Origin of the sequence: Methanobacterium sp. (genome assembly GCA_030017655.1) — an archaeon.
Lineage (GTDB): Archaea > Methanobacteriota > Methanobacteria > Methanobacteriales > Methanobacteriaceae > Methanobacterium_D.
Genome location: JASEIM010000002.1, coordinates 90341 through 117217, shown reverse-complemented (window position 1 = coordinate 117217; position 26877 = coordinate 90341). Strand labels below are relative to the sequence as shown.

General features: G+C 33.3%; 34 protein-coding genes. 10 read left to right on the top strand and 24 right to left on the bottom strand.

The window, feature by feature from the left end:
* Nucleotides 1-53: 53 nt before the first annotated feature.
* The gene (locus QMD61_01930; GenBank protein MDI6723386.1) at nucleotides 54-269 is read right to left on the bottom strand and encodes a ferredoxin; all 216 of its coding nucleotides are present in this window, start codon (nucleotides 267-269) and stop codon (nucleotides 54-56) included.
* 11 nt (nucleotides 270-280) lie between these two features.
* On the bottom strand, nucleotides 281-475 hold the full coding sequence (locus tag QMD61_01925; GenBank protein MDI6723385.1) for a hypothetical protein: 195 nt from the start codon (nucleotides 473-475) through the stop codon (nucleotides 281-283).
* 183 nt (nucleotides 476-658) lie between these two features.
* Between QMD61_01925 and QMD61_01920 the strand changes: the two genes are divergently transcribed.
* Nucleotides 659-973 (top strand): hypothetical protein, encoded by a 315-nt coding sequence (locus tag QMD61_01920; GenBank protein MDI6723384.1) that lies wholly within the window; start codon nucleotides 659-661, stop codon nucleotides 971-973.
* A 234-nt stretch (nucleotides 974-1207) separates the two neighbouring features.
* The gene (locus tag QMD61_01915) at nucleotides 1208-1492 is read left to right on the top strand and encodes a hypothetical protein (GenBank protein ID MDI6723383.1); all 285 of its coding nucleotides are present in this window, start codon (nucleotides 1208-1210) and stop codon (nucleotides 1490-1492) included.
* A gap of 73 nt (nucleotides 1493-1565) precedes the next feature.
* On the opposite strand, the gene QMD61_01910 is transcribed toward QMD61_01915, so the two are convergent.
* The 4 genes from QMD61_01910 to QMD61_01895 form a co-directional block, all read right to left on the bottom strand.
* On the bottom strand, nucleotides 1566-2222 hold the full coding sequence (locus tag QMD61_01910; GenBank protein MDI6723382.1) for a DUF5612 domain-containing protein: 657 nt from the start codon (nucleotides 2220-2222) through the stop codon (nucleotides 1566-1568).
* A gap of 63 nt (nucleotides 2223-2285) precedes the next feature.
* Complete coding sequence (locus QMD61_01905) at nucleotides 2286-3095, bottom strand: DNA-formamidopyrimidine glycosylase family protein (protein MDI6723381.1); 810 nt, start codon at nucleotides 3093-3095, stop codon at nucleotides 2286-2288.
* Nucleotides 3096-3111: 16 nt separating this feature from the next.
* Complete coding sequence (locus QMD61_01900) at nucleotides 3112-3708, bottom strand: NAD(P)H-dependent oxidoreductase (protein ID MDI6723380.1); 597 nt, start codon at nucleotides 3706-3708, stop codon at nucleotides 3112-3114.
* A 9-nt stretch (nucleotides 3709-3717) separates the two neighbouring features.
* Entirely contained in the window at nucleotides 3718-4179 is a 462-nt protein-coding gene (locus QMD61_01895) for a pyridoxamine 5'-phosphate oxidase family protein (GenBank protein MDI6723379.1), read from the bottom strand.
* A 651-nt stretch (nucleotides 4180-4830) separates the two neighbouring features.
* Between QMD61_01895 and QMD61_01890 the strand changes: the two genes are divergently transcribed.
* Genes QMD61_01890 through QMD61_01865 form a run of 6 tightly spaced genes read left to right on the top strand, consistent with a single transcriptional unit; the run spans nucleotide 4831 to nucleotide 11589 of the window.
* Entirely contained in the window at nucleotides 4831-5454 is a 624-nt protein-coding gene (locus QMD61_01890; protein MDI6723378.1) for a TetR/AcrR family transcriptional regulator, read from the top strand.
* 36 nt (nucleotides 5455-5490) lie between these two features.
* Nucleotides 5491-6723: a polysaccharide pyruvyl transferase family protein gene (locus tag QMD61_01885; GenBank protein MDI6723377.1), complete on the top strand. Its 1233-nt coding sequence runs from the start codon at nucleotides 5491-5493 to the stop codon at nucleotides 6721-6723.
* Complete coding sequence (locus QMD61_01880; GenBank protein MDI6723376.1) at nucleotides 6720-9500, top strand: AMP-binding protein; 2781 nt, start codon at nucleotides 6720-6722, stop codon at nucleotides 9498-9500. The genes QMD61_01885 and QMD61_01880 overlap by 4 nt, the downstream gene beginning before the upstream one ends.
* Nucleotides 9497-10102, top strand: a complete 606-nt coding sequence (locus QMD61_01875) for a hypothetical protein (protein MDI6723375.1) — start codon at nucleotides 9497-9499, stop codon at nucleotides 10100-10102. Before QMD61_01880 ends, QMD61_01875 begins: the two co-directional genes overlap by 4 nt.
* On the top strand, nucleotides 10099-11382 hold the full coding sequence (locus QMD61_01870; protein MDI6723374.1) for a GMC family oxidoreductase N-terminal domain-containing protein: 1284 nt from the start codon (nucleotides 10099-10101) through the stop codon (nucleotides 11380-11382). Before QMD61_01875 ends, QMD61_01870 begins: the two co-directional genes overlap by 4 nt.
* Nucleotides 11383-11436: 54 nt before the next feature.
* Entirely contained in the window at nucleotides 11437-11589 is a 153-nt protein-coding gene (locus QMD61_01865; protein ID MDI6723373.1) for a hypothetical protein, read from the top strand.
* A 103-nt stretch (nucleotides 11590-11692) separates the two neighbouring features.
* Here the strand turns inward: QMD61_01865 and ehbP are convergent, their stop codons facing one another.
* From ehbP to QMD61_01785, 16 genes are all read right to left on the bottom strand, one after another.
* Entirely contained in the window at nucleotides 11693-11950 is a 258-nt protein-coding gene (gene ehbP, locus QMD61_01860) for an energy-converting hydrogenase B subunit EhbP (protein MDI6723372.1), read from the bottom strand.
* 45 nt (nucleotides 11951-11995) lie between these two features.
* Nucleotides 11996-13009, bottom strand: coding sequence for an NADH-quinone oxidoreductase subunit H (locus QMD61_01855; protein ID MDI6723371.1), 1014 nt, complete (start codon nucleotides 13007-13009; stop codon nucleotides 11996-11998).
* 58 nt (nucleotides 13010-13067) lie between these two features.
* Nucleotides 13068-14222, bottom strand: a complete 1155-nt coding sequence (locus tag QMD61_01850) for a nickel-dependent hydrogenase large subunit (GenBank protein MDI6723370.1) — start codon at nucleotides 14220-14222, stop codon at nucleotides 13068-13070.
* Between the two features lie 48 nt (nucleotides 14223-14270).
* Nucleotides 14271-14717 (bottom strand): NADH-quinone oxidoreductase subunit B family protein, encoded by a 447-nt coding sequence (locus tag QMD61_01845; protein MDI6723369.1) that lies wholly within the window; start codon nucleotides 14715-14717, stop codon nucleotides 14271-14273.
* A gap of 42 nt (nucleotides 14718-14759) precedes the next feature.
* Nucleotides 14760-15260, bottom strand: a complete 501-nt coding sequence (locus QMD61_01840) for a 4Fe-4S binding protein (protein MDI6723368.1) — start codon at nucleotides 15258-15260, stop codon at nucleotides 14760-14762.
* Nucleotides 15257-16615, bottom strand: coding sequence for a 4Fe-4S binding protein (locus tag QMD61_01835; GenBank protein ID MDI6723367.1), 1359 nt, complete (start codon nucleotides 16613-16615; stop codon nucleotides 15257-15259). The genes QMD61_01840 and QMD61_01835 overlap by 4 nt, the downstream gene beginning before the upstream one ends.
* Nucleotides 16616-16734: 119 nt before the next feature.
* Nucleotides 16735-16983 carry an energy-converting hydrogenase B subunit J gene (locus QMD61_01830; GenBank protein ID MDI6723366.1) on the bottom strand — a complete coding sequence of 83 codons (249 nt, stop codon included), beginning with the start codon at nucleotides 16981-16983 and terminating at the stop codon, nucleotides 16735-16737.
* Nucleotides 16980-17450 (bottom strand): MnhB domain-containing protein, encoded by a 471-nt coding sequence (locus QMD61_01825; protein MDI6723365.1) that lies wholly within the window; start codon nucleotides 17448-17450, stop codon nucleotides 16980-16982. Before QMD61_01825 ends, QMD61_01830 begins: the two co-directional genes overlap by 4 nt.
* Entirely contained in the window at nucleotides 17447-17749 is a 303-nt protein-coding gene (locus QMD61_01820; protein MDI6723364.1) for an EhbH, read from the bottom strand. The genes QMD61_01825 and QMD61_01820 overlap by 4 nt, the downstream gene beginning before the upstream one ends.
* Entirely contained in the window at nucleotides 17742-18080 is a 339-nt protein-coding gene (locus QMD61_01815; GenBank protein MDI6723363.1) for an energy-converting hydrogenase B subunit G, EhbG, read from the bottom strand. The genes QMD61_01820 and QMD61_01815 overlap by 8 nt, the downstream gene beginning before the upstream one ends.
* Nucleotides 18081-18098: 18 nt before the next feature.
* A complete protein-coding gene (gene ehbF, locus QMD61_01810) occupies nucleotides 18099-19592 on the bottom strand; it encodes an energy conserving hydrogenase EhbF (GenBank protein MDI6723362.1) in 1494 nt (497 codons plus the stop codon).
* A gap of 69 nt (nucleotides 19593-19661) precedes the next feature.
* Nucleotides 19662-20024, bottom strand: a complete 363-nt coding sequence (locus QMD61_01805; protein MDI6723361.1) for a cation:proton antiporter subunit C — start codon at nucleotides 20022-20024, stop codon at nucleotides 19662-19664.
* 22 nt (nucleotides 20025-20046) lie between these two features.
* Entirely contained in the window at nucleotides 20047-20283 is a 237-nt protein-coding gene (locus QMD61_01800; GenBank protein MDI6723360.1) for a DUF4040 domain-containing protein, read from the bottom strand.
* Nucleotides 20280-20552 (bottom strand): cation:proton antiporter, encoded by a 273-nt coding sequence (locus tag QMD61_01795; GenBank protein ID MDI6723359.1) that lies wholly within the window; start codon nucleotides 20550-20552, stop codon nucleotides 20280-20282. The genes QMD61_01800 and QMD61_01795 overlap by 4 nt, the downstream gene beginning before the upstream one ends.
* A 1-nt stretch (nucleotide 20553) precedes the next feature.
* Nucleotides 20554-20814 (bottom strand): monovalent cation/H+ antiporter complex subunit F, encoded by a 261-nt coding sequence (locus QMD61_01790; GenBank protein MDI6723358.1) that lies wholly within the window; start codon nucleotides 20812-20814, stop codon nucleotides 20554-20556.
* A gap of 26 nt (nucleotides 20815-20840) precedes the next feature.
* Nucleotides 20841-21155 (bottom strand): Na+/H+ antiporter subunit E, encoded by a 315-nt coding sequence (locus tag QMD61_01785; GenBank protein ID MDI6723357.1) that lies wholly within the window; start codon nucleotides 21153-21155, stop codon nucleotides 20841-20843.
* Nucleotides 21156-21882: 727 nt separating this feature from the next.
* Here QMD61_01785 and QMD61_01780 point away from each other — a divergent pair.
* Both QMD61_01780 and QMD61_01775 read left to right on the top strand, forming a co-directional pair.
* Nucleotides 21883-23634 carry a response regulator gene (locus tag QMD61_01780; protein MDI6723356.1) on the top strand — a complete coding sequence of 584 codons (1752 nt, stop codon included), beginning with the start codon at nucleotides 21883-21885 and terminating at the stop codon, nucleotides 23632-23634.
* Between the two features lie 53 nt (nucleotides 23635-23687).
* The gene (locus tag QMD61_01775; protein MDI6723355.1) at nucleotides 23688-25334 is read left to right on the top strand and encodes a sensor histidine kinase; all 1647 of its coding nucleotides are present in this window, start codon (nucleotides 23688-23690) and stop codon (nucleotides 25332-25334) included.
* Between the two features lie 48 nt (nucleotides 25335-25382).
* Here QMD61_01775 and QMD61_01770 read toward each other — a convergent pair whose 3' ends face one another.
* A complete protein-coding gene (locus tag QMD61_01770; protein MDI6723354.1) occupies nucleotides 25383-26048 on the bottom strand; it encodes a metal-dependent hydrolase in 666 nt (221 codons plus the stop codon).
* Nucleotides 26049-26088: 40 nt separating this feature from the next.
* Complete coding sequence (locus QMD61_01765) at nucleotides 26089-26811, bottom strand: succinylglutamate desuccinylase/aspartoacylase family protein (GenBank protein MDI6723353.1); 723 nt, start codon at nucleotides 26809-26811, stop codon at nucleotides 26089-26091.
* Between the last annotated feature and the right edge of the window lie 66 nt (nucleotides 26812-26877).

The following is a 26877-nucleotide window of genomic DNA, read 5'->3' as shown; positions in this document are numbered from 1 at the left end:
GAGATTTTCGAGGCATTAAATCGTAGATTTAATAGTATTTTCTTCAACCTCCTTTATTCATAAACATGTATAATTGATACGGGACAACTTTCTTCTGCAGTTACAGTGCATCCTGCCTCTTCTATTTCAAGTTCATCATTATCTCCAACCCTTTTTCCCCCTTTAAGAGTTGAAAATCCATCATCTGCAAATTCGAAGTATTCTGGACAGTTATCGATACAGTTTCCACAGGATATACACATAGATCGTTCAATTTCTACTTTTACCATATTCTCACCATTTAATGCTTTTTTTCGCATTTAAAACAATATTCAGTATCTCTATTCGTTTTAAATACTTTTCCACAATTTTTACATGTAACTGTCCGGAGTGTGGATTCTTTATCTATAATATCCAGTGAACATGAGCATTTCCAGCCCATTTTACCTTTTAATTGAGCTTCAAACTCTTTATCAATGTCAGTATCTTTGGCCATTTAAATCACACCATTACCTTTAAATAAATTATTTAAAAGAGGTGATAAAAATATTTTTCGTATTTGATAGAACAAAAATTTGGATGTTCTATTTTATCTGGCTATTTTCATTTTAAATACTTTTTTTAAAATATGTATTAAATATAAATCCTTTGAAGATCATATAAGTAAGTGGTGATATTAATGGCACAAGAAAAGATGGAACTTGACGAAAATGCTTTAAAATTAATTAGGAAATGTGAAGATAAGGATGTTGCTACTCAGGGAATGGGTGCCTGCCAAGTTATGCTTGAAGAAATGGAAAAAGGCGATATAGACACAGAATTCATGGAAATGGAGGATCCAAATGAATCCTACATACAAATGGCTGAAAGAATCAAGCCTGAAGATGTTCCTAAAGTCCTTAAAATGGCATTTAAAATTAGACAAAGTCCCAGTGCAAGTCCGGAAATGAAAAATGCTGCAAACAGGTTAATAAGAGCTATAGAGATGTTTTAATATTTTAATCCCTATAAATCATGATTTTTTTGAAATTAGTATAGGGTACTTATCTTATTTTTAATTTTAAATTTATTTTTTTGTGAATTAGGATAATAATGCTCTGATTATTTTTTAAAGTATTTCTGGATATTATTTTTACAAGAAAATAAAAGTAATTTATAATAATTTATTTAATATTATAATAACTAATTATAAATCCATTGAACAACAATTATATATATTGGTGTTAAAATGGATGCTAAGTCTAAAGAGCTATATGAAAAATGCGAGTTGAATGCAGAAAGCGGCGACATTATGGGTGCTTGCCAGGTAATGTTGCAGTTAATGGATGCAAAAAAAGTTAAAGTAGAAGAAGATATGGATCAGACCTATCTTGAGATGGCTGAAAACCTTAAACCCCAGGATGTAAGAGAAGTACTTACAATGGCCCTTAAAATAAGAGAAAGCGGAGAAATCAAGGATCCTGAACTAAAAAACGCTGCAAGTAAGTTAATTCGAGCAATTGAAATGAGTTAACTTAAATAATTCAGTAAATATATTTAAAATATCTTTTTTTGAAGAAAAGCATCGTTTTTCTGAACCGCAAAATTTAAAATTTTGCGTGTCTTACCTTTTTTATATCAAAAATAGCTGTTTCAGCAACAGCCATAACAGCCATTACCCCTGCCTGAACAGGATCTGTTACAACAAGGTCAGCTTTTTGGGTTACACTTCCAGGCATGTTAAGGCTGATTACAATCACGCCATGTTCCTTTTTTACTTCTTCAACGGCTTCTGAAATTTTACCACCCATTAGTGATCCGGCTAAAACCAGTGCACCAACTCTTGGAAGCCTTCCAACAGCAGAAACCGCATCTGAAAGTTCTGTTTCACCAACAAGAGGTATTGTATCTATACTAATTCGTTCTCCCCTTATATTATGTCTATCTGCCTCTGTGATTGCTCCATGAGCTACCTGAGCAACCTGTGCGCCCCCGCCGATTATTATAATTCTCTTTCCATATATTTCAGATAATGAGGGGTGAATTTGGACATCTGTTACGGCTTTAACTTTTCTGATATTGTTTGTAAGTTCATCAGAATCACTGACTCCTTCAATCTCCATATATACTGAAGCTGAGCCGTCTTTTTCTACAAAAAGATGAGTATAAGTGATATTCATTCCGCATTTTGCCATTAAGTCAGTAATATCTCTTAAAACACCTGGCTTATTTTCAGATTTTATAGTTAATGCTATTTCTCCCATTCCAATCACTTATCATTAAACTAAATTAAGTATAATTTATTATTCTTTTTCATTCAAATAAATTTATTTCTGGCATTCTGGACAAATGTAGGAGGATGTACTTCCAGTTTTAATTTTTTCAATGATTGAAGAACAATCTGGACATTTTTCTCCCTCTTTATAAGCCACTAAAAAGTCATCCCGAGAAAATCCATTATTTTCTCCGTAGAAATCCTTTTCATAAATCAATCCACCTGTATTCATGGATTTTTGCAGATTTTCTTTTATAATTTCAAATAATTTATCAATTTGGGAATTATTTAAGGTATTAATGGGTGCTTGTGGATGTATTTTTGCCCTAAAAAGAATATCATGAACATAAACGTTTCCAATACCTCCGATCTTCCTTTGATTTAATAATAAATTTTTGACCCCTGCACGACCTTTGCAAATGCTTTTAAAATAGTTCAGAGTGAATTTGGAATCCAATGGGGAGATTGCAATATCTTTTGTTGGTTTATGTTCTCCTAATTCACTATCTTTTATTAATTCAACATGTCCAAACCACCAGAATTTACATGTAAATCCTGAATTATCACCGAAATTGAAACGGCATTGATATTCACTGCTAAATTCCCCTTCTGTATAATGCAGTATATCTGCACCCATTCCAAGATTTAACAGCAAGTTATAACCATCTGAAAGCTTGAAAAAGATCCATTTTCCTTTATTATATATATTCTCAATGCTTTTTCCTATTATTTGCCTTTTAAAATTATCTGATTCCATGTTCAGGCATTTTTCCTGAATTACATCAACAGATTCAAACTTTTTTGATTTCAATTCATTATTCATTTGCTTGCTTAAAATTAAAATTTCGGGAAGTTCTGCCATTTAAAAACCTCGTATTTCAGTTCATGGATGGGAAATATTTATTAACAGTTTCTTTCACATCTTCTAACCATAATTCTCGTTCCTGAGGAGTGCTTGTGACAATAATTCTGTACATTTTTCTGTAAAAGTTTTTCACACCGCAGAGATCGAAAATACAGTTTTTCCAGATAGTTTCTAATGGATCTCCGAATACATTCATTTCTCTTTCCTTTGAAGTATTCGCCGTGTTGAATACAAGCGCGGATTCTGCTTTTAATAGACCATTTGGGACTCCTTCACCACTATCGCCTTCCAAAAACTCGTAAGCTACTCCTGCACGTATCACACGGTCAACGTAACCTTTTAAAATTGCAGGGGGTTGTCCCCACCAGTTTGGGTGAATAATTATTATTCCATCAGCCTCCGAGATTTCTTTGCAGTAATTTTCAATAATTGGATCTAATTCTGCTTCTTTAGGGATTTCTTCACTTAAAAGGATTGGATCGAACTTTTCGGCATATAAATCGTGAAAAATAACTTCATGCCCATTATTTTTTAGAGTTTGAACTGCAGAATCAGCAATAGCATGATTAAAGCTTTCTTTTGTTGGATGAGCTAAAATTATCAGTATCATTTTATCATCTTAGTATCCTGATTTTTTTCCGGTTAATTCTGTTATTTCCACTTTAATTACTGCTGTTTTGTTAAGAGTATTTTGGGAATATTCAAATAATCCATTATCACTGTATTTTTGCATTATAATATCTAAAGCTTCCTTTTTTTCATTAACATCTTCTACAAAATGTGCTTTTCCGAAGCCAATCACACTGTAGTATTTCATTCCCCAATTACATGCTATTTCTGACTTTACAACTTCATTTTCAATATCCACTTCAAAGCAAATGTTATTGTTTTTATTTAGAATATCTATTTTTTGTCCTTCAGATGCTGAATGGAGATAGAGGCAGTTATCTTTAAAACCAAAGTTCACTGGTACAATATAAGGTTTATTATCATTACAAAGTGCAATTCTACATACTTGAGCTTCTTTCAGTATCCATAGAATGGTTTCTTTGTCTTTTATTTCTTTATCATTTCTTCTCATTAATCTGCACCGTAAATACTTAGAATTATCCTCTTATTTAAGATTAATGAAACTGGAATCAAATATTGGAGTATAAAACGTGAATTCATTGAGAAATGATCATTAATTAATTACAGAATAATATTTAGCAAGGAAAAAAACTATATGACAAAAATATCTATCCGGGTAAATTGATTAATCAAATAATGGTTTTAATGTTGATTTACGTCTGGATAAGTATAAAGAACCTCTAAATGATGTTATTGATAGAGATTCTAAAGATTTTGGAAATTATGTATTTGATAAAAATAATGGATCAGTAATGAAAAGATTCATGAGAGCGAATTAGATGAAAAGTTTATGGATGCTTATTATATTATTGAAAAGAATAATGATGTGTTGTACTTTGAAATCATTGAGTATGTATGGAAAGATAAGGGCAAAGGACGTAAACGTGACTTAATAGAAAATTAAGTGATTATATCGGTAAATATTGTACATTAGAAATTGATTTTTCAAAAGAGCCCCAATATCATGATAAATCATTTATTTAATTATAATAATTATTTTTTGAATTTTTTTTACTAACGTTCGTTCGTTAGCTTTATATACTATAGGTGATACAAGTATAGTCAAGAAGCTAACGTTCGTTAGTTTATTGGAGTCATTATCATGAAAAATCAAACATCAAAAAAACCTACAAAAGAAATAATATTTGATGTATCTATCGATTTATTTTCAAAAAAAGGTTTCAATGCAGTATCAGTCCGTGAAATCGCAAGAGGAGTAGGAATAAGGGAAAGTTCGATATATAATCATTATAAAAGCAAAGAAGCAATTCTGGATGCCATAATTGACTATTTCAAATCGGAATTAGCAAGTAGCAGCCCTCCAGAGGAAGAAATGGAGAAATTAATGGAAACACCAGAAATGTTTTTTGAAGTAGGGGCAAAGGCATTTATTGAAAGAATGAGTGTACCAAAGATTGAAAAAATCTGGAGAATTATATCAATAGAACTCTACCACAACGAAAAGATAAGAGAGTTCTTCAAAAGGGAGCTTTTAGAAGTCCCACTTATTGCATGGGAGCAAACTTTCAAGAAAATGATGGAAAAAGGATCCATTAAACCCGTAGATCCAAAATTAATGGCACGTGAGTATTTTTACTTTGCAATTTTCCTTTATTTCGAATATTTTGTCTTGAATTATCAAGAGAGTGACGAAAATTTCATGGAAATGGCCTTGGAAAGGATTTCAAATCATTCTAAATTTATTTTAGATGCTGTAAAAATTTAAACATCTTGAAAAATAAAAATTATAAGAGGATCATTCATGAAAAATAATCCAAAAGTTTTGTTATTGGGCTACAATGGAGCCAATAATACAGGATCTGAAGCAAGATTACTCTCTATAATAGAGGATGTAAGGTCAATTTTAGGTCCTAAAACTCTTATCACTGTTCCCACATTAAATGAAGCTAATTTAAGGCGGTATCTTAAGGAAGATGGATTTTTGAAAATCGCGCCAATTGCCTCAATATTCTTTTTTGATATAAGAAGACTGGTTAAAGAACACGACATTCTTATTTTAGTTGAAGGTAGCTGTTACATGGATACATGGACATCAGCACTTCTCTGGGCGTTTCTATGGGGCACAAGGTGTGCAAGCAATTTTAAAAAGCCAAGCTTAGCATATGCAGTGGATGTGGGGCATTTATCTAATTTTAACAGGTGGTTAGTCAAGCGAGAAGCCAGTAAAACTGATTTAATTGTAACAAGGACTGGAATGGCAGCAAAAGAGCTTAAAGAAATTGGAGTCACTGCTCCAATAGATGTAACAGCCGACTGTGCATTTACATTTAAAACAGAAGAAAAAGATGGAAATATTTTAAAAGAAAGTTGGCCAGGTCAGGATTCAAGTGTTGTCGGATTGGCGCCAGTTGATTTTTATCTGTGGCCGGTGGTGATGCGTCCATGGGGCAAAAAGGAAAATCAGTATAAATGGCCCTATTATTTCTCCCGTTCAAAGGATAGAATTAAAAAAAGTGAAGAACTTGCTCTTAAATGGGCCCAGGGAGCAGATAGAATCATTGAAAAACATGGTAAAAATGTAGCATTAATCTGCATGGAAGAGGTGGACGAACCACTGGCAAAGTGCATAAAAGAAAGGATGAAAAATCCTGAAATGGCTAAAATATACTCATCAAGAAATTATAATGCATCTGAGATGACAAGCATTCTAAGAAGCCTTGAACTTCTTGTAACTTCACGTTATCATGCAGGAGTTTTATCTCTTGAGGGTGAAATCCCCCAGATAGCCATAGGACATGACACACGTCTTAGAGGATTTTATGGAGAACTCGGATTGGGAGATTATCTGATAGATTATATGTCATCTGAAATCTGGGATAAATTAAGGCAAAAGGTGGATGAATTACTCGAAAACCCTGGAATTCAACAAGATCTTTTAAAACAGGGAATTATTGAGCATCTTAATCGAGCCAATAAAAATCCTGAAATTTTAAAGAATTTTCTCCAAAAATATGGCTGGAAAGTGAGAAAATGAGTAATATTATACTCCTTACTGGTGCAAATGGTTTTTTAGGCACACAAATTGCTTTAAATATCCTTAAAAATCACGATGATAATATTATAGCTTTGGTAAGGGGTAAAAATAAAGAAGATGCTGTAAATAGACTACGCAGATCTTGGTGGGAGTTTCCAGAGCTTTTACAGGAAATGGATAAGAAAATTCAGGTATTAAATGGGGATATTACTAAAAATGATCTTGGATTGGAAAAAAGCGAATATGATGATCTGGTTCAAACAGTTACTCATGTAATCCATACTGCTGCAGACTGGAGATTGAAAGCTACCCTTGAAGAACTTGAAAAAACCAACGTTCAAGGAACCCAAAATGTACTAAAATTGGCCCATCTCGCACATGAAAACCATGGATTAGGGCGATTTTCTCATATATCCACTGCATATGTGGCGGGGGGTAAAGAAGGTACAGTTTCTGAAGATTCTCTCACACCAAAGTACGGATTTTTAAGTGATTATGAAAAAACCAAGTATGAAAGCGAAATTGAAGTAAAGAAATCATCATTTGATGTATCTATTTTTCGTCCGAGCATGATTGTCGGTGAATCATCCACAGGATATATAAAAACATTTAACACGGTTTATGTACCTCTCAGACTTTATTTAAATGGAAAATTAAAACTAATTCCAGTTTCATCAGCAATGAAAATTAATTTGGTGCCAGTAGATTATGTTGCAGATGCTGTAGTTAAATTAACATTTGATAAAAGGGCCACAGATAAAACTTTTCATTTAACAGCCCCTAAAGAATCATTACCTACAGTAAAAGAGCTGATTCAATTTGTTAAAGTATGGAGTCAGGAAAATCTCAATCTCAAACTAAATGATCCAATATATGTGTCATCAAGTAGTTCTATTATCCAAAAATTTGCATCTTTTGGCCATCTATTTGGAAAAGGAACTTCCAGATTGCTTGAAACTATGAATACACTTTCACCTTACTTCAATGAAAATAGGGATTATCTAAGAGATAATACGGATGAATTACTTGGGTCCTATAATTATAGATGGCAGGATTTAATGCCTAAAATCCTGGAATTTGCAGTCTATTATGGATTTTTCCACAGGTCTGACCGTACTGTTCATGAACAGGCCCTATTCCGGCTTAAAAGCAGCAGCAAACCCGTTAATTATTATGATGTGATAAAGAAAGAATTTAAAAAGAAGAATTCAATTGACGTTTATAAGGACATACTTAGTGCTACAAAATCACTTAAAAGTTTAGGAATCAGTAAGGGAGATAGAGTAGCAGTTGTAGGATTTAATAGCACACGTTATTTAACCATAGATATGGCAATTGGTTTAAACGGTTCTGTGAGCGTTCCACTTTATTATACCAGCCCATTAAATGAAATTGAAGAAATACTGGCTGATAGTGAAGTAAATGTTCTTTTTGCAGGTACTCCTGACATAATTAATCAATTAAAAAAACTTGAACTAGAAATTCCTATAGTTTCCTTCTGCCATGAGGAAACTAATCTTCCATCTCATATAATTCCATGGAATAAATTCCTGAAAATGGGCAAAAATGAAAAAAATATAACTAATGCACCTGTACACTTCAATGATACTGCCACCATCCGATATACATCCGGAACAACTGGAAAACCAAGAGGTGTAGTTTTCAATCATGGAAATCTACGTTGGATGGCTGAATTTATTGCTTCAATGCCTCCATGGAAGGATCGAATTAATGAAGTTTCTTATCTTTCATTTCTCCCTATGAATCATGTGGTTGAAGGAATTATGGGGATATATTCTCCTTATTATGCTCCTGCATCTTTAAAATTATATTTTTTAGAAAATTTTGGGGATCTTGGAGAAATTCTTCCAAAAGTAAGACCAAAAATTTTCTTTTCAGTACCCCGTTTTTACGAAAAAGTATGGTGTAATGTTTTGGAGTCCGGAATTGGCAAATTTTACCTTAATTCCAGCGGATTTTTAAAGAAAACCTTAGGAAAATTAATTAAAAGACAGATTCTTAAAAAAGCAGGTCTGGATAAATGTGCTCAGTTAATTGTTGGTTCGGCCCCAATAAGCGATGTTCTACTTCAATCTTATCATGAAATGGGCATTGAAATCCATAATGCATATGGATTAACAGAAGCACCTCTAATTACAATAAACAGATCTGGAAAGAACAGGATAGGTACAGTAGGTGAACCACTTCCATCTACTGACATCTGTATAGATAAAGATGGAGAAATACTGATAAAAGGGCCGCAGGTGACATCTGGATATTTTAAGGGGGATTCAGATTCTCTTTTTAAAGACAGCTGGCTTTGTACTGGCGACTTTGGCCATTTAACCCCTGATGGTTATCTGGTAATTACCGGGCGCAAAAAAGAAATTATTGTTAATTCCTACGGAAAAACTATAAGTCCCCTCAAAATTGAGGGATTATTGAAAAGTATCCCGGGAATTGATGAAGCAATGGTAATTGGCGATAGTAAACCGTACTGTAGCGCATTTTTATGGGTGGAAAAAGCAGAATTAAATCTAAATGATATTGATAATTCCATTAAAAGAATAAATGAAAAACTTTCAAGACCAGAAGAAATTAAAGCATGGGTAATTTTGAAAAATGACTTATTTATAGGTGAAGATTTGACTGCAAACCTTAAACTTAAACGAAAAGCAATTATTGAACGTTATGATGATGTAATTAAATTTATTTACAATTCTGGATTAAGACCGGATAGTATATTATATTATGGCCGTGCTGAGGTGCAATCATGAGTATAAGACTAAAAATTGCATCATTCTGGCTTCCAGATTTTATTTTAAAGAGAGAACTTGATAATGTGGCTGAAAAAACAATAACAGGTTTGAATAATGTTTTAAAGCAACATAAGCCTGAGAAAATGGAAGAAATTATTAAAAAGGACCAAATTTTAAGGGGTAATCTGGAAGAAAGAAGATCTATAATGGCAAGTATCCATAATAATCGTGTTAATGCATTAATTGAAGTGTTAGGATATGAAAAAGCTATTGAATTTGGAAGAAATGCCATGTTTAAGGTTGGTTATCAATTAGGACAGGATGCTCGCCGAAGACTTGGAGTTGGAACCAGTTTCGAGGATCTTGAAGCTGCGGCTAAGATATTATACAGAATACTTGGAATTGAATTTAAAATAAAAAATAAAGGTGGAAAAATAATCATGGTTGTGAATAGATGTGCATTATCTAAATATTATTCTCCTGAAGCCTGTATGGTTCTAAGTGCTGCAGATGAAGGTGTAGTCCGTGGTTTAAATAATAATATGAACATGAAATTTAAAGAAAGGATTACTGAAGGAGCATTAGATTGTATAGCTTATATAAATGAGGTAAAAGTATGAGGGCAATAGTCATAGGAACTGGTGCTGGGGGAGCAACCGCTGCACGTGAATTAGCAAATAATGGCTATGAAGTTATAATACTGGAGGCAGGAAAACCATTTAAACCATTCAGACGGCTTTTATCATTTGCATCTCCTCTGCGAAGGACTGGCCTTTTAGGAAATGAGAAAAATATCACCCGACTATTTCCTCCGATGGATACAATGCGTTCATCAAATGATCTGGTACTTGTGAGGGGTATAACAACAGGAGGCTCTACTGTACTTTCATGTGGAAATATGGTGCGTGCAGAACATGGGTTAAAGGAAATAGGGCTTGATCTTACACCAGAATTTGAAGAGATTGAAAGAAATATTGGAATAGCTGAATTTCCAGTTAAAAGATGGCGGCCAGTCACCAGAAAGATGTTTGAAGTTGCAGAAAAACTTGGTCTGAAACCAAAAGCTACTCCAAAAGCTGTAGATAGTGTTAAATGCGTATCATGCGGGTTATGTGAACTTGGATGCACTACTGGTGCAAGATGGGATTCCAGAGCCTTTTTAGATGATGCGATCCGTGCAGGTGCAGTTCTACATACCTCGTCACCCGTTGAAAGAGTTATAATTGAAGATAGTCAAGCAAAAGGAGTTATTGTTAAATCAAGAGCCATTAAAGCAGATATTGTAGTTTTAGCTGCAGGGGGAATTGGTACTGCGCAGATACTAAAAGCCTCAGGATTGCCTGCTAAGGATAACTTATGGGCAGATATAGTTCTTACATTAGGTGGAGTCCTTAAGGGGGCAAATCAGCTTAAAGAACCTCCCATGGTGTGGTATACAAAACATAAAGATTATATTCTCTCTCCTTATCTGGATATTCTCTCCCACTGGTTCCATAAACCATGGCGGGATGTTTCTATTGAGGATAGGGTCGGTATTATGGTAAAACTTGCAGATATAGAAGAGGGAGCAGTTTTCGCTGATGGAAAAGTGCAGAAAGCCATTAAAAAAGAGGATCATATTCATCTCAATGAAGCAGTTGATGTAGCTAAAAAAATTATGGAATCTGCCGGTGTTTCAGGTCCTTATATTAATGGTGTACATAATGGGGGTCATTTAGGTGGTACTGTTCCTCTTAAAGCAGAAGATGTTAGTTCGATGAAACCTTCATGGTTACCTAAAGACTTATGGGTTGCTGATCTCTCTTTAGCGCCCCGATCACAGGGTTTACCTACAATATTGCTTACTGCAGCGCTTGCATTAAGGGTTGCCCATAAGATACTTGAAAATGAAAGGATTTAATAGGTGTTAAGACCTATTATAGAATAAATATGGATAGTTAAAGGGGTTTTCAATATGTCTGTAAATCAGAATGAGGCTAATTTAGAAGCAATAACAGTTACAATTGCCCATTTAGAAAAGAGTAAAAAATGCGATGAAAAAGTAATTGAAGCGCTTAAAGAGGAGAGGGATAGGATTCTAAGGGAACTGAATGTGCATAGTCCTTGAATGGAAAATAAATAGGATTTAATTTTAAAATATTTTTGTTTTTATTAGTTATCAATCATTTATCTGATTAAAATAAAAAATGATAGGTAGTTTGTAATTAAGATTATTCAGCCTTCAATTTTTCCAATTTAGCTTTAGCTTTTCTGAATGTACTTAAAAACGAGTCTTCATCCTTTGTTGGAATAATTTCCAGCCCTAATTTTCTTTGTTTGTCAATCCAGTCAGTGGTAAATACTGGAAGATCGATTTTGATAGGTTCCTGTGTAGGATTAACTACTATAATGTTCCTGTAAGGGAAATCAACTTCAACTATGTATCCGCCGACACTTATAATGTGGAGGGGTCTTACTACGAATTTCATATTATCTAATCCTTTGATGTATTATGTTTTTATTAAATTAATGGGTTATAAGAATGCTGCAACTATTGCAAGCACTCCTAAGATTGATGTGGCTGCCACGACAGGATAAAACTGTCTGAATGTGAATATTGGGGAAAATGCACTCATAACGGCCATAAAAACAGGGAATAATATGGCTACTGCAATTGTTACCAGTATTCCTGGGTTGAATATATTTGGTGGTATTCCAAGGAACATTGTTGCAAACAGACTTGCAAGTACAAATATCAGAAATCCTCTTGTGATGTAGGTGTATGCCCTATATTTGGACATATACTCAAGATATGGCCCTTCCATGACATCTGCTTTGGTTTTCATTATTGCAAATGGGTATTCATTCATTAATATCATGAAACCGATGAAATAGACAATTGCACCTATAGCTCCCGCTACAGTAAAGAGTACTGGCCCGTTTAACTGTTGGAATGCAATTATATCTTTAAGGTATATACTTCTAGCCATTGCAACAGGCACGAAAAGCGCAATGTACAATGGGAATGACCCAAATGCTATAAGACGGAATGCTCTGAGGGTACTGATCTCTTCGATAAATGATCTTGTTGCATCAACATGTTTAGCGCCTTTTACAAGGTCTGGAAAGGGCATATTCACTGATAACACTGATTTTGATAGTGAACCCATAAACATGTACATAATCTCTTCAACTTTAAGTAACCCTACAACAGCTATAATGCTTGCTAAAGCACCTAAAAAGTACATTTGGGGCATTAGGAATAATAATATAAACACCACTATGATTAAACTGATTAAAGGGAGTGCATTGTATAATTGGGGCATAGGAGAGTTTGGAGTCATTGCCTGTTTAAAGAAGAATTTAATTGGGGCCATAAATCCGGGACTTGAAATTGGAGGGCCGACTCTCTGCTGTATTCTTGCTTGAACGAATTTTCTTTCAATACCTGGAAGCCATACACTAACTGCAAACGCTACGATTAACGTTCCAATCACTGCTGCTAGCGAAATTAAAATCATTGATATATCAGTATCCACTATTTGCATTCCCATTTCTCCTGTTAATTCTATTTAAATAAATTTAAGAGATCAGATTTCTTTGATCTTATATAATTCTATTTTTCCTAAATGGATGATCCACTATTTGTATCGCACGGTCGGTGCATGTAAAGCATGGATCACATTGAACTACTGCTAATTGTGCATCTGTAATGTGCGTTCCTATACATGCAAACTCCATTGTATTTATATTTGTTATGGAAGGTGTCCTAATTATTGAATTTCTTAATCTCCCATCTTCAATTTTATAAGAGTGATAAAGTTTACCTCTTGGAACTTCGATGTAACTCCTTATAATGCCTGTATCCTGCATTTCCCAGCTTCTGTTTGTTATTTTTCCTTCAGGAAGGTCTTTAATGGCTTGTCTAATTATTTTTATACTTTCTGGGATTTCAAGGACACGCATAAGAAGGTTTGCTTTAACATCTCCAGTATCCTGAGTGATCACATCGAATTCAAAAGGTTCATATTGTTCCATGTCACGTCTTAAATCCACTTCTATACCTGTTGCTCTAAGAGTAGGGCCGGTTGTGGCTAATCTTCGAGCATCGGCTTTTGTAATAGCTCCTATACCGCTTATACGGGACATGACCATTGGATCTCTAATGAATCTATCTGCAAATTCAAGAACTTTTTCTTCAATATAGTCCATACCCTCTTTGATCTTCTGGATTCTCATTTCATTTAGTTCACATCTGGGTCTTACGCCACCAATGATTGAAGCTCCATATTGTACACGGTTACCTCCAATCATACGGAGAAGTTCCATAACGGTTTCTCTAATATAGAAGAGTCTCATTGAAAATGTTTCATGCCCCAGTACTTCGCTACCGTGGGCAAGGTAGAGAAGGTGGCTGTGTAATCTTTCCAGTTCTTCCATGATAATTCTGATATATTCTGCACGTGGAGGAACATCAATCTCAAGCCCTTTTTCAGCTACAAGACATGAGTTCCAGATATGGCTATTGGAACAGATACCACATACTTTTTCTGTAAGGCTATTTGCCTTTTCAACAGGTAATCCTTCCATTATTCTTTCAATTCCTCTATGATTAACACCTATTGTTAATTCAGCGTCTCTTACAATTTCATCTTCAACGAATAACCGCAGTCTGTAAGGTTCTAAAGCGGCAGAGTGAACAGTACCCATTGGAACTTCTGTTTCGATTACTTGAGTTGTGATTTTGTTATTATTATCCATAATGACACCCCTTAGCCAGAAAATAGCTCTGACTTCATTTATTATAAATTATTCTGCATTTAATAGTAAAGGTAATGCTGCAACTACTCCTGAGAGTACATCTTCAGGTCTAACTGCACATCCTGGAACTTTAGCAGCAACAGGTATAATTTCATCAACCGGTCCTGATATCTCTTCAGAGGGTATGTCTCCATGAATGTTCTTGTAGACACCACCCATTGTTGCACAGGCACCTGCTGCAACAACAGCTTTAGGTTCAGGTATTGCTTCATAAATTGCTTTTAATGGCTCTTCTACATGCTTTGTAACAGGCCCTGTTACGACAAGCACGTCAGCTTCCCTCGGATTCCATGTTAAAAAGACTTTATATTGTTCTGCATCGTATTTTGGTGAAAGTATACAGTTTACTATTTCTATATCGCATCCGTTGCATCCTCCAGTATATACAAGCATTACGTGCACGGCTCTTGCTCTTGAATATGATTTTAAACCCAAATTCATCCCTCTTTTTAAGGTTAGTTTAATTTCTTTGAATAATTATTTTGAATTTTCTTGATCCTGTCTTTTTCTTAATATTGCTGTGTCAGAGAGAAATTTGGCGATATAAGCCAGTTTATCATCAGATATTTTAACTGGTTTTTCCAGCATTTCTCTTACATCAGGATTTACATCTCCAACATCATTTGGATGTATAGTGCCTGCTTCTCCAAATAAAGCATAAAGCGGACAAAAATCATGGCAATAATAGCAGTTTACACATTTTAGGCTATCTATAACTGGTATTTCCTCTTTTATTAGTCCTTCCATTAATTCAACAGGTTCATCAAGTTTTACCATTTCAATTGCGCCTGTTGGGCATACATTTTTACATCCTGCACATCCTATACATGATTCTTCAGCGACTTTATCTGTAGGCACAATTCGACCTTCAAGGATTTTGCTTCGAAGTTCCATGTCGGTTACTCTGTCTGAAGCGAACATAATCCTTTTTACGTTGCTATACGTTCCCTCCAGTATAATTCTAACTAAATTTTTCATTGTGATACCTCAAATTCTCTTTCGAATAATATCGCTCTTGCAGGGCACACATTGTTACATGCACCACAATATATGCATTTTGAATCATCTACAGTAAGTCTTCCTTTTTCATCTTCGTAAATAGCTTCCTCTGGACAGGTTTTCATGCATAGTTTACAGTTCATGCATAGTTTATTTTCCACAAATACAAATCCGTCTTTTATTGATTTTTTGCGCATGGTGGTTAGGGGAATTGCATCCTGAGGGCAGTGAATTGCACATTTTTCACATAATGCACATTTTCCAAGATCTACGCTGATACTACCTCTTTTAAGAGTTATAGCATCTCGTGGGCACTGCTCTGCACATATACCACAAGATATACAATCTTTCGATATTTTTCCTTCCCATATAACAGTCTGGAAGCTTCTTGCTTCATTAAGATCGCAAGCTTTAACACATCTACCGCATGAAACACAATATCCTTTTATTCTGCGCTCATCTTCATCAGATTCTCTTAAAATACCCACTGGACATGCATCCAGACATTTCATATCATCGCAGTCATCGCAAAGTGAAGGGTCATAGCGTAGTTTACCTTCCACTATCTTCAAGGCTCCTTGTTCACATGATTCAGCACATAAACCGCAGTTCAGGCACGAAATTATGGTTCCATCAATCTTTTCTCCTTCTTCAGGTTTTCTGATATTCACCTTAAAATCTTCAACATACATTGCGTTATTAGGACATTCCTTAACGCATTTAAGACATAATGTACATTTTTCAGGATCTATTGTGTTATCTATGATGGCTTCTGCAGGACAAACATCTTCACATACTTTGCACTCTGTGCAGATTCCAGGTTCAGTATCAACTATTATAGCATCTGTTGGGCAGTAATATTCACATCTACCGCAAAGGGCACATTTTTCTGCATCGGTAATCACGTTAATTCTCTGGGCTATTTCTTCCCCTTTCTTTGCTTTTACAGGCGGTTGTATTGTTAAATTCAGCGCTTCCAGGAGTTTAATTTGGCGGTCTTCAATCAGATCATATGCATCAACCCGAGCATTAATCGGGCATATGTCTGCGCATAATCCGCATCTTGAACAGATTCCTTTTACCATGTCTCCTTCGATTTTGATGTTATTTATGGGGCATGTTAATTCGCAAACTCCGCATGCATTACATTTTGCCCTGTCTACAACATATCCTCCATATTTGTTTTTGAATATGGCTCTATTAGGACATGCTTCTGCACAAGCGCCGCAGGTGATACAGCTAAATGCTTTGCCCTCTATCAATCTTATTGCACCTGTCGGACATTCTTTGATACATTCTCCAATGCCTTCGCATTTATTAGTTGATAAAAACATGATCTTTGCCCTCTGATATTTTTGCATATATTTATGTGTACTTAATACACTTCTTGTAACTTCAAATTGATTTTTTTCAGACTTTATTACATTAAATGATTCTATTAATTCCTCTTTTTTTACCTTCCAAATGTTAATTTTCCAATCATTATCCCAATAATAGCTGCAACAAATCCTGATGCAAGTGGAATATCTTTATAGTAAGGGAAAGGTCCAAGGTAATATGCTACTGCTATTGCTGCAATTAAAACAATTGCATAAACTTCTTTGTCAAATTTTAAATTACTTTCAGGAACAGGTTTAATCCGTGTCCCTAGTATGAATCCCATTAATAATCCTAATGCCATTGGACCGATGTAGAAAATCATTGTTCATTCTCTCCAATAATTTTATCACTTTCCAAGAAAGCTATTACCACAGCACTTAATCCTACTAAAACTTTAATACCTACTGCGAAGTTCAGGTAAGGTATGATTCCAGCACCTATTGGATCCGGATAATTAAAAATGCCTTTTATTGCAGGGGGAATTATGCCATAAAGATCGACCCCTAAATTATATAGATAAAATCCTGAGAATAATAGGCCTGCAACTCCAAAAAGTACAAATGTCAAAGCCCCAGCACTCTCAAGTGAAGCTAAAAAGTTATGGGAAAGCTTAAAAGGACTCTCTTTAAGGCCGTAAACAACAATACAGAATATTAATCCTCCTGCAATCATTGCACCTCCTTGAAACCCTCCACCTGGAGTTATGTGGCCTCCAAGTATTGTGTTAATTCCTAAACATATAATTATAAGGGATATTGGAAATACGAATAATTTAAGGATTGTACTCATTTACCTTCCTCCTCATCCTCTTCTTTTCCTCCAAGATCTACCATTCCTCTTCCAAATATTAATAATACAACAACAACTGCAGTTACAAGTATCAAAGCTTCCCCAAGGGTATCATATCCTCTAAAGTCAAATATTACATCCGTAACCATGTTAGGGGCAATGTTTGGGCCTATCCAGTTATAAAGATTACTGATTCCGGGATTTAATATTTGTTTAAATTCGTATATTGCTTGAAATAATGTAACAGCAAATAAAGCCAGCGAAATACTGGCAATAAGGTTTCTTATTCCTTCAGACATTTAGACTCCCCCAGTAGAACAATGTTACAATAATACCAAGTGCCAAAATTACATAAAATACCATTCCATTTAATGAATCGTTTTGTTCTCTTTTTAATTTGGGCATTATTGGCATGGCAAAAACTGCTGCAGCTATCAATATAAGAACCACAAATATCATCAGAGCAGTGTTAAGGAATCTTAGCATTATCACTGCGACTAAAAGAGAGGATAATAGCGTTATTTCTGCTGCTAATGTTGATGAAGCCATGATGCTGGTTACAGGTTCATCTTTTTCAGTTTCTCCCTGAACTTTTTTAATTTTATTTATTATAATATCATAAAGGCTCATATAATCCCTCTATTATCGTTATATCAAACTATTTGCAAGTACCTGTAAGAAATTGGTCACGATGGATGGGAAAAGACCAAATATAATACACACGATTAGAAATACAACCATTGAGAATATGGTTGCTTTAGGTATCCTTCCATTTTTAATTTCAAGATCACGCGGTTTAGGGCGCATGTAAATGGCATAAAATGCCTTCATAAATGTCATGAAAGTCACAATACTTAGAAGTATCATGATTATGCCGAGTTCAGGTATTCCTGCATCTAAAGATGATTGAATCAGCATTAATTTACTCTGGAAAGCGTTTAATGGGGGTACACCGGCCATTGCAAGCCCTGCCAAAAGTACCAACAGTGCAACTTTAGGAGCTTCTACCATCATTCCTCCAAGTTTCCTTATATCGCTTTCACGAGTTTTATAGAGAATTGTACCAAACCCTATAAATAAGAATGCTGTTATTATAGCTTCATTTACAGCCTGGAAAAGACCTGCAGTTATACTCATCGCTGTTCCTAATCCAAGACCTATTCCAATATAACCAAGTTCTCCAACTGCAAGGAAACCAATAATTCTTTTAATATCAGTTTGCATTAATGCCATTGTTATACTTAGTATCATTGCAGCAAGTGAAATAGCTATTATAAATACTTTTGAAAATGGCAAATATGAGAATATTCTAAAGATAATGACCCCAAGTGCCACGAGTGTAAACACAGAGAATGCTTGAAGTAAGGCAGCTCCATGTGGTAAAGCTTTACTGTATACTGCTGACTTTATGGTGTGGAATGGTGGAAGCCCTGAACCATAAAGCCATCCAAATGTTATAAGACAACATGCCATGAGTAATACGGGGTTTTGTGGGTCTACAAGGCCAGTTTTTAATGAATAGATTATATCGGTAATGTTAACGTTACCTGTAACTCCTAAAAGGAGAGCTACTCCAAGTAATAAAAGTGGTGAAGCGATGCTTCCTAAAATCATATAGTTTAAGGCAGTTTCATAATTCCCTTTAATTTTTGATGCTACTACAACTCCCACTTGAGTCACTGCTAATATTTCAAAGAAAACATACAGGTTGAATATGTCATCTGTAAGGAGAATTGCGGTTACTGAAGCAACTCCCATGAACATCAGGAATGCATATACTCCTGATGGTTTCTTTGTTTCATTTAGCGATGTTAATATGGATAAAAATGCAATTAAACCCAATATAAATACTAATAGCTTCTGAGCATTACCAAATAAATATGTTATGGCCGGGTGGAATACATTTAAAGCTGAAGCGGTTATGTATGCTGGTAATCCTTGTGCTATTGTTGGATTTTCAACCAGAGGGGCATATCCTCCGAAATAGTGAGGACCATAACTTGTAATTAAAGGTATAATTGGTAAAACCAATGCAATGATAATTGCAATTACTTTTACTGTCCGATCATTTTTATGAAGCAGATTTAAAAGCAATGCACAAGCAATTGGAATTATAACCATTAATGGTATCAGTGGATTCATAATTCGCCCTCCTTTAAGGACCAGTAAATGTGATTTTGAATACCAATGTGTTTTATTCGAAACATCTTGTTACTCTCCAAGAATTTTTGATGCTTTTATGGATCCGTGTTTTTTATATAGTACTATTATTAAACCGAGCATTACAGCAAGCGTACTTGCTCCAATTACAATGCTTGTTAGAACTAAAGCAAATGGTAGGGGATACGCTGCATTTTGAGCAAACCAATCTACAGTCATTTCCGGAAGGAGAATGTAAACAATTCCACCTGCTTTATAACCCATTGCAACTATGAAAAGATTTACTCCATCTGCAATAAATAAAAGCCCTATTACCTTTTTAATTAAGTTATCAATGAAAATGGATGCAAATAAGCCTATTATTATCAATGCTCCTGCTGTAAAGAATGATCCGAGTTGTGGGTCTAAAATCATGATAATCCCTCTAAAGTGCTAATTAGTCTTCCTCCATTCTACGTGTCTTTTTAACGGCCAGTGCAAAGAATACTGGAACTATGGCAGTACCTACTATGGCCTGGGTTAATGCTACATCGGGAGCCAGTAAAAATTGGAATAGGAAAGCAATTGCAGCTCCTGCAATTCCAGTTAATATTGCAGCTTTAAGGAGATCTCTTTGAGTAAGTGCTATAACAGCCCCTAAAATAGCTACAATCATTAATATGTATTCAATCATCTTGATTCCTCCCCATAATAATATGCATTGGCTATAGCATGGGATGCAAAAGGTGTAAGGAAGAAATATGTAACTGCTAAAAGTGGCTCATCCAGGGCAAGTAATGCTACAATACATGCCATATCCGCCACACCAAGCATATGAACTCTGGCATAGAGTATTCTTTCTACATCGTCCTTATATCTTATAATTCCAAATGCAGTAAGGACTATAAGCACTGCTGCTATTATCATTATCGCTGATTTTATCAAAGTAATTATATCTGCCACTTTACCATCCTCTTATAACCTTTGAAAACGCTATAGTACCAATTGGACCTAAAATAACCAGTGCATAAGCTATATCTTTACAAAAAGCTATTCCATAAATATTATTGACTAAAATTAGTATAGTTGCCACCGCTATACTCAAACCAAGCAATCCTACAATTCCCATGGATATGGTTTTTCTGGTTGCAATTCTTATTGTTGCAATTGCGTAAAATGCTAGTGCTGCTATTAAAATATATTCAGATATCTGTAGTATATCCATTTTAACACCTTGTAATTTATTGTTATCTACTCTAACCATCCTTTTATATAAGGTTCAAAGGATATTATGTCCTCTTTAGCTCTTGGAACAATTGTTGCAACTTTTATAACGCAATTTTCAGAATCTACATCAATTGAAAGCGTTCCTGGAGTTAGAGTTATGCTGTTTGCAAGTATAACCTGGGAAATTGGCCTTTTAAGCTCAGTATCAATTTCTACTATCACTGGTTCGATTTTTCCATTCAAAGTTCTTAGTGCCACGTCAAAGGTGGCTTTTATAATTTCTATAATGAGTATGATAAAATATGCAATTGCATAAAATATTCTAAATACGATATTCATTGATTAACCCCTCTAAATATTGCAAACGATATAATTTTTAGATTATCTGGCTAATTGTCATGGTTAATGCGTGAAGAATCATAAATCACCTTAAGAAATCTAACCATGAAACATGTAATTATAATGATAAAACATGATATATAAACCTACCTCTTTTTTCTTTTAGTAGATATTTTTGGTCAATACTCAGAGTTAATGATAATATATTAATTTTTATTATTTTTATTATTCCTAAAAGGTTTTGGAGAATTTAAATGTAGTATATTTATTTAATAAACCTTGCAAACATTTTACAGTTTATTAAGTTTATTTAAAGAAAAAATATACAAAATTAAAGGTAATTTTAATGATTCTAATAGATATTTACAATTATTAAATTATTTAAATTTATTTTAGTGTAATATAAATTCTCAAAATATAATTTAATTATTAATTTTAATTTAATTATAACTAAATAGTTTATTAAACTAAATTTATGAATAAAATATATTTAAACTGATGTGAATCTGAAATATAGTATTAATAATTGTTTTATAATAATATAAAATCTAATTTAAGATTTAATTTTTTTTTAAATTATTTTATTGTTACTATTGTCACAATAGATCAATAATATTAAATACTTTTAATTGAATATAATCATAATGTAAGATTGTTCTAACTATCACATGTTTAGAAGGTTATTAGTAATTAATTATACTTTAAAAGGCATAAAGGAGGCAATTCATTGCCTGCTAGAATTTATGTAGTTGAAGATGAAGGCATAACTGCAATAGGACTCCGAAGGCTACTAAAAAATTGGGGATATGAGGTACCTAATTTTGCTTTTTCTGGGATAGAAGCGTGTAAAAAAATAGATGAAATAAATCCAGATTTAGTTCTAATGGATATTAAGGTTAAAGGAGAATTCGATGGAATAGATGCAGCAGAACATATAAAGAAGCATTTTGATGTCCCAATAATCTTTTTAACTGCTTATAATAGTAAAGACTTAATTGAACGTGCCAAAAAAGTAGGTTATGAATATTATGTGGTAAAACCATATGATGAGGAAGACTTACATCAAAAAATTGAGAATGTGTTTTCTAAATATGGAATTAAATCTTCTGGGGATGAAATTAAAAAAGAAGAAACTTCTTTAAATGAAAATCTTGAAGAATTCCCTGAAGAAAATAAAAATGTATTTGAAAATTTATTTAAAAACGATCTAATTACAAATCCCTTGTTAATTGCCGAAAAAAGCGTTAAAAATGATTCTGATGAATTAGATTCAGAATTGATAGAAACAGGCAAAAATCTTTCTGAAAACTTTAAAAATGGTAAAAATGCTATTATTATCGTAGATAATAACGGATATCTGAGATATATGGATATAAATTCATTGTCCTTTATTGGATGTGAAGAAGAATTTGCAATCTCAAAAAATTTCGATGAGTTAGTTAAATTGTCGAATGGGTGTAATGTCACGGATATTTTAGTTAGAGAGCCCTTAAACAAAGGAACTGTAGTAAAAAATCAGATCAATTTGGTTACAAATGATGAAAATAAAATCAATGTAAATTACAGATCTTTACCAATTAGAATAGATAATGGAAATTTTGCAGGCGTATGTATTGTATTTGAAAATGTAAAATCATCTGAAAAACCAAAAGAAAAAGAAGAGATGGATAATTCAATTAAAGATTTAAATGAAGATGATAATTGTGAAATAGACTTTAAAGAGGTTTATTTAAAAATACCTATCCCTGTTGGAATCTTTAATTCAGATGGATTGATATTATATTTTAATAAAGCTGCTCTAGATATGTTTGAATTGTTAAATATTATGGAATTAGAAGATTTAAACATTTTTGAAGAGTTTGAGTTTAAAGAAGAAGATATAAATAATTTTTTTGAAGGAACAGACATAATAAGTTCATTTAATTTTAAATTAAAGGGATCTGACTGTGATATTGGATGTGAATTAAGTTTAAATCATCTGGATTCATGGGGAAATAATCCTTTAATCATGGCGGTGTTTCAGAAAAAGTCTGTTAAAGAACATAAAGTCAAACAGGACAATAAAGAATACCGAAAAAATCTTGATGATAATGATACGAATGCTTTATGTGTTTTTTCACCGGAGGGGACAATTAAATATGCTAATAAAACATTTTACAGCCAATTAACCAGCGGAAATAATTACTTCAGTATTTTCCCCAACGCCCTTAGAATTAGAATAAAAATGTCCATAAGTTCATTAACACAAGAAAATAACAAGATTACTGTTAAGAATCTAACAAAAATGTCTGATAATGGCTTGAAATTATGGAATTGGGTTTATAAAGGTGTTTTTGATAATAATGAAGAATTAATAGAAATAAATTCATCAGGCCATCAAATAACTGAAAATTTTAGTGAAAATATAGATTTAGAGAGCCATAACAAATTAATTGAAGAAGAAGTGTCTGAAAATAGAATTATGAAGAGAATATCATAGTTAATAATCTATTATTCCTAAAATAAGGCGTTTAATAAATATGGGGTGGAAAAGTGGCTGAATTGGCTGAAATAACTGAGAAATATATTGGTAAAGGTACATTGTTATTTACATATTTAATTTTGCTTTATTTGTTTGGAATTATTATTTTCAGTGGATCAAGTTCCCAAACGGTTTTCAGTGATTTTTCAGTCCCTTTGATTAATCTGGTGGTTGCAGCAGCGTTGTTCTATGCTGCTTTTTATTCAAAAAGATATGGTCGAAGATATTTTATAGCATGGATGATGCTGGGTGTTGCTCAAATCTCATATGCTACTGGTGATTTTGTATATGGAATACTTGAAGTTTTTTATGGAATTCAACCGTTTCCCTCAATTGCAGATGTTTTTTACACACTTTTCTATCCATTTTTTGCTATTGGGCTCATATTAATGACTAGACTTAAATCAGTGCCCACAGAACCTTATAAACATTACAAAAACATATTTGACGCGTTAATTATAGTTATGGCCATGGTCCTGATTCTTCAGATTATAATATTTAATCTGCCAGTTGTAACAAATCAATTTGACACTTTAAGTATTACAATAAGCATGGGATACATATTTATGGATTTATTATTATTATTTATTCTTGTATATTTCATGTTCAATTTATCAACCAAAACAAAAAGTCTTCCATTTTTATTGCTGTCTATAGGTATTGGTCTTAAGATAGCCAGTGATTTCGGATTTTTCTTCGAAAGTATGTTAGGGAACTATGAGTCTGGAAGTGTTGTGGATTTAATCTTTGTCGTTTCTTATTCTATCATTGGGTTTGCAGCTATGACACAAGTTAGTGATTATGGATTAGAAATAGAAAAATCATTATCAAGGTTTAGATCATTGTTTAGATCTGAATTATTTAATTATGTACCAGTATTAGCCACTTTATTTGCATTTTTAACAGTCTTTATTAGTTATTACTACTCATTATCCAACATTTATGTTTTTACAGCGGGAATAAGTATTATAATAACTTTAGCACTTATACGCCAGATTATTACATTTAAAGAAGGTAAAAAAGTACAGAACATGCTAATGAAATCTCTTAAAGAAAAGGATGTACTTATAAAAGAAGTTCATCACAGGGTCAAAAATAACATGCAAATTATTTCTTCTCTTTTTAACCTGCAACAAAATTCCATTAAAGACCCTGATTCGTTAGCGGCTTTTAAAGATACAAAGAATAGAGTAAATACAATGGCAATGGTGCACGAAAATTTGTATCATTCACAAGATTTGAGTAATTTGGATATTGGGAAATACATTGAAAATCTTTTAACCAGCTTATATAGGACTTATGTAACTAATCAAAAGTTAGTTCATTTGGAAATGGATGTCGAGCGAGTAAATATGAGTATTAATACTGCAATTCCGTTAGGTCTTATTATTAATGAACTTATAACTAATTCATTAAAATATGCGTTTCCAGAAGGGAAAAAAGGAGATATACTTTTGGGTTTATACTCAGAAAATGGTGGATATGCCCTTTATATAGTTGATAATGGTGTTGGATTTCCAGAGGAAATAGACTTTAGAAATACTGAATCTTTAGGTATGCAACTTGTAAATACTCTTGTTGAACAAATAAATGGAACTATAGAGTTAAATAGGAATAAAGGAACTGGATTTATAATTAAATTCCAAGATAAGGCATGAAAATACTTCAAATTTTAAAATATTTATGATATATCTTAAAAATTCATTTTATGTTTTGAAAATTAAAATGAAGGATAAAAAAATCCATAAAATAAATAAAAAAATCCCTGCACTTTTTTTGAATTTCTTAGATGAAACTGGATTAAACAAACTTATTCCACTTGGAGTGAATAAATCCAACATTATATGGCTGATAATTCCAAGAAATATTGCTAAAAAGGTATAATATGGATTAATATTAGCATTATGTGTTAAAATGATACCTATGGGCGTAAGAACGAGGAATGGTAGGATTAATTTCTTATTTAAAACAATAATCCCTAAAATTAAGGAAATTAAAATTATTGAAAGCTTACTTTCCAAATTAAATCCATTAAATAGTGAATTAAGCCCTATAACGAAAAATGCCAGCAGAAATGATAACAAAAGTGCTCCAAAAATTGAATGTGTAAATCCTCGATGTTTAGAAATATGAAAGATAAATGCCATTGTAATTATTGAAATTCCCAATAAAAAAGGTAATTTAAGCATGTAAAGTAAAATTAACAAAATCATTCCGAAAATAACCATTAACATAAGATTTTTTTTCTTCACATGGTGATCCATATCGATCATGGATGCGCCAATAACAGCCAGAAAAAGATAAAAAACATCCTGAATAAATGGTAATGCAATTATAATAGAAAATAAAGCGTGTTTTTGATAAGAAGGCATTGTATCACGTTACTGGGATATTTGCTCAAAATAGTGTTGATTAGACTATTTTAAAATATCTTAAGTAGGATTTCATTTGCAAATAGGATCTTTCAGGACTTTTTCCATCCACCATGCCATTTCTTGAAACCACTTCACAGGTTATAGCAGGAATTCCCGTCAGATTGCATTCATCTTCAAGTGCTCCGTTGTACATTTTCCCTGCTTCTTCATGGCAGATTATTTTAGATGATGTAACTTGGGTAATGTATTCTGCCATCAGAAAGCTCTTGTAACATGGACTTTTTGAGCAGAAAACACTTTCAATTCCAGGATTACTTCCGGGCTTTGTTGAGTGGAAATCAGCCACAGCACGTATGTCCCGAGTTTTAAGAGTTTTTATTATGATATTAGATATGAAACCACCTTTTGAAGCGCTTCTATTCATATCTATCCCTTTAAATCTCCTTGAATTTTCCATTGTGGCATGAGGTACTGCAAACGGTATTATATACACAGTTCCATTTATTTTAACTCTTGATAATTCATTAATCAGCCATATTGCAGCTATCTGGGGTGGAAGCTCGTTTCCATGTATTCCAGCAGTAATCATAACTTTTGGAATTCCTTGCCCTATTTCTAAAAGGGGGGTTCCTTGTTCTGCTGCGGGGATTAATTCTTGATTAAAATGGCTTTTTGATATATATTTCATTAATGAAACATTTTTTTCGATTTTGCCCCCGGTTTCACTGGATATTATGCTTATTTTTCCTCCCAAGACCATGACTTCCACCAAGTTTAAATTGATAATTAATTATAGTTATTTTATATTTTTTAACTGACTCATATA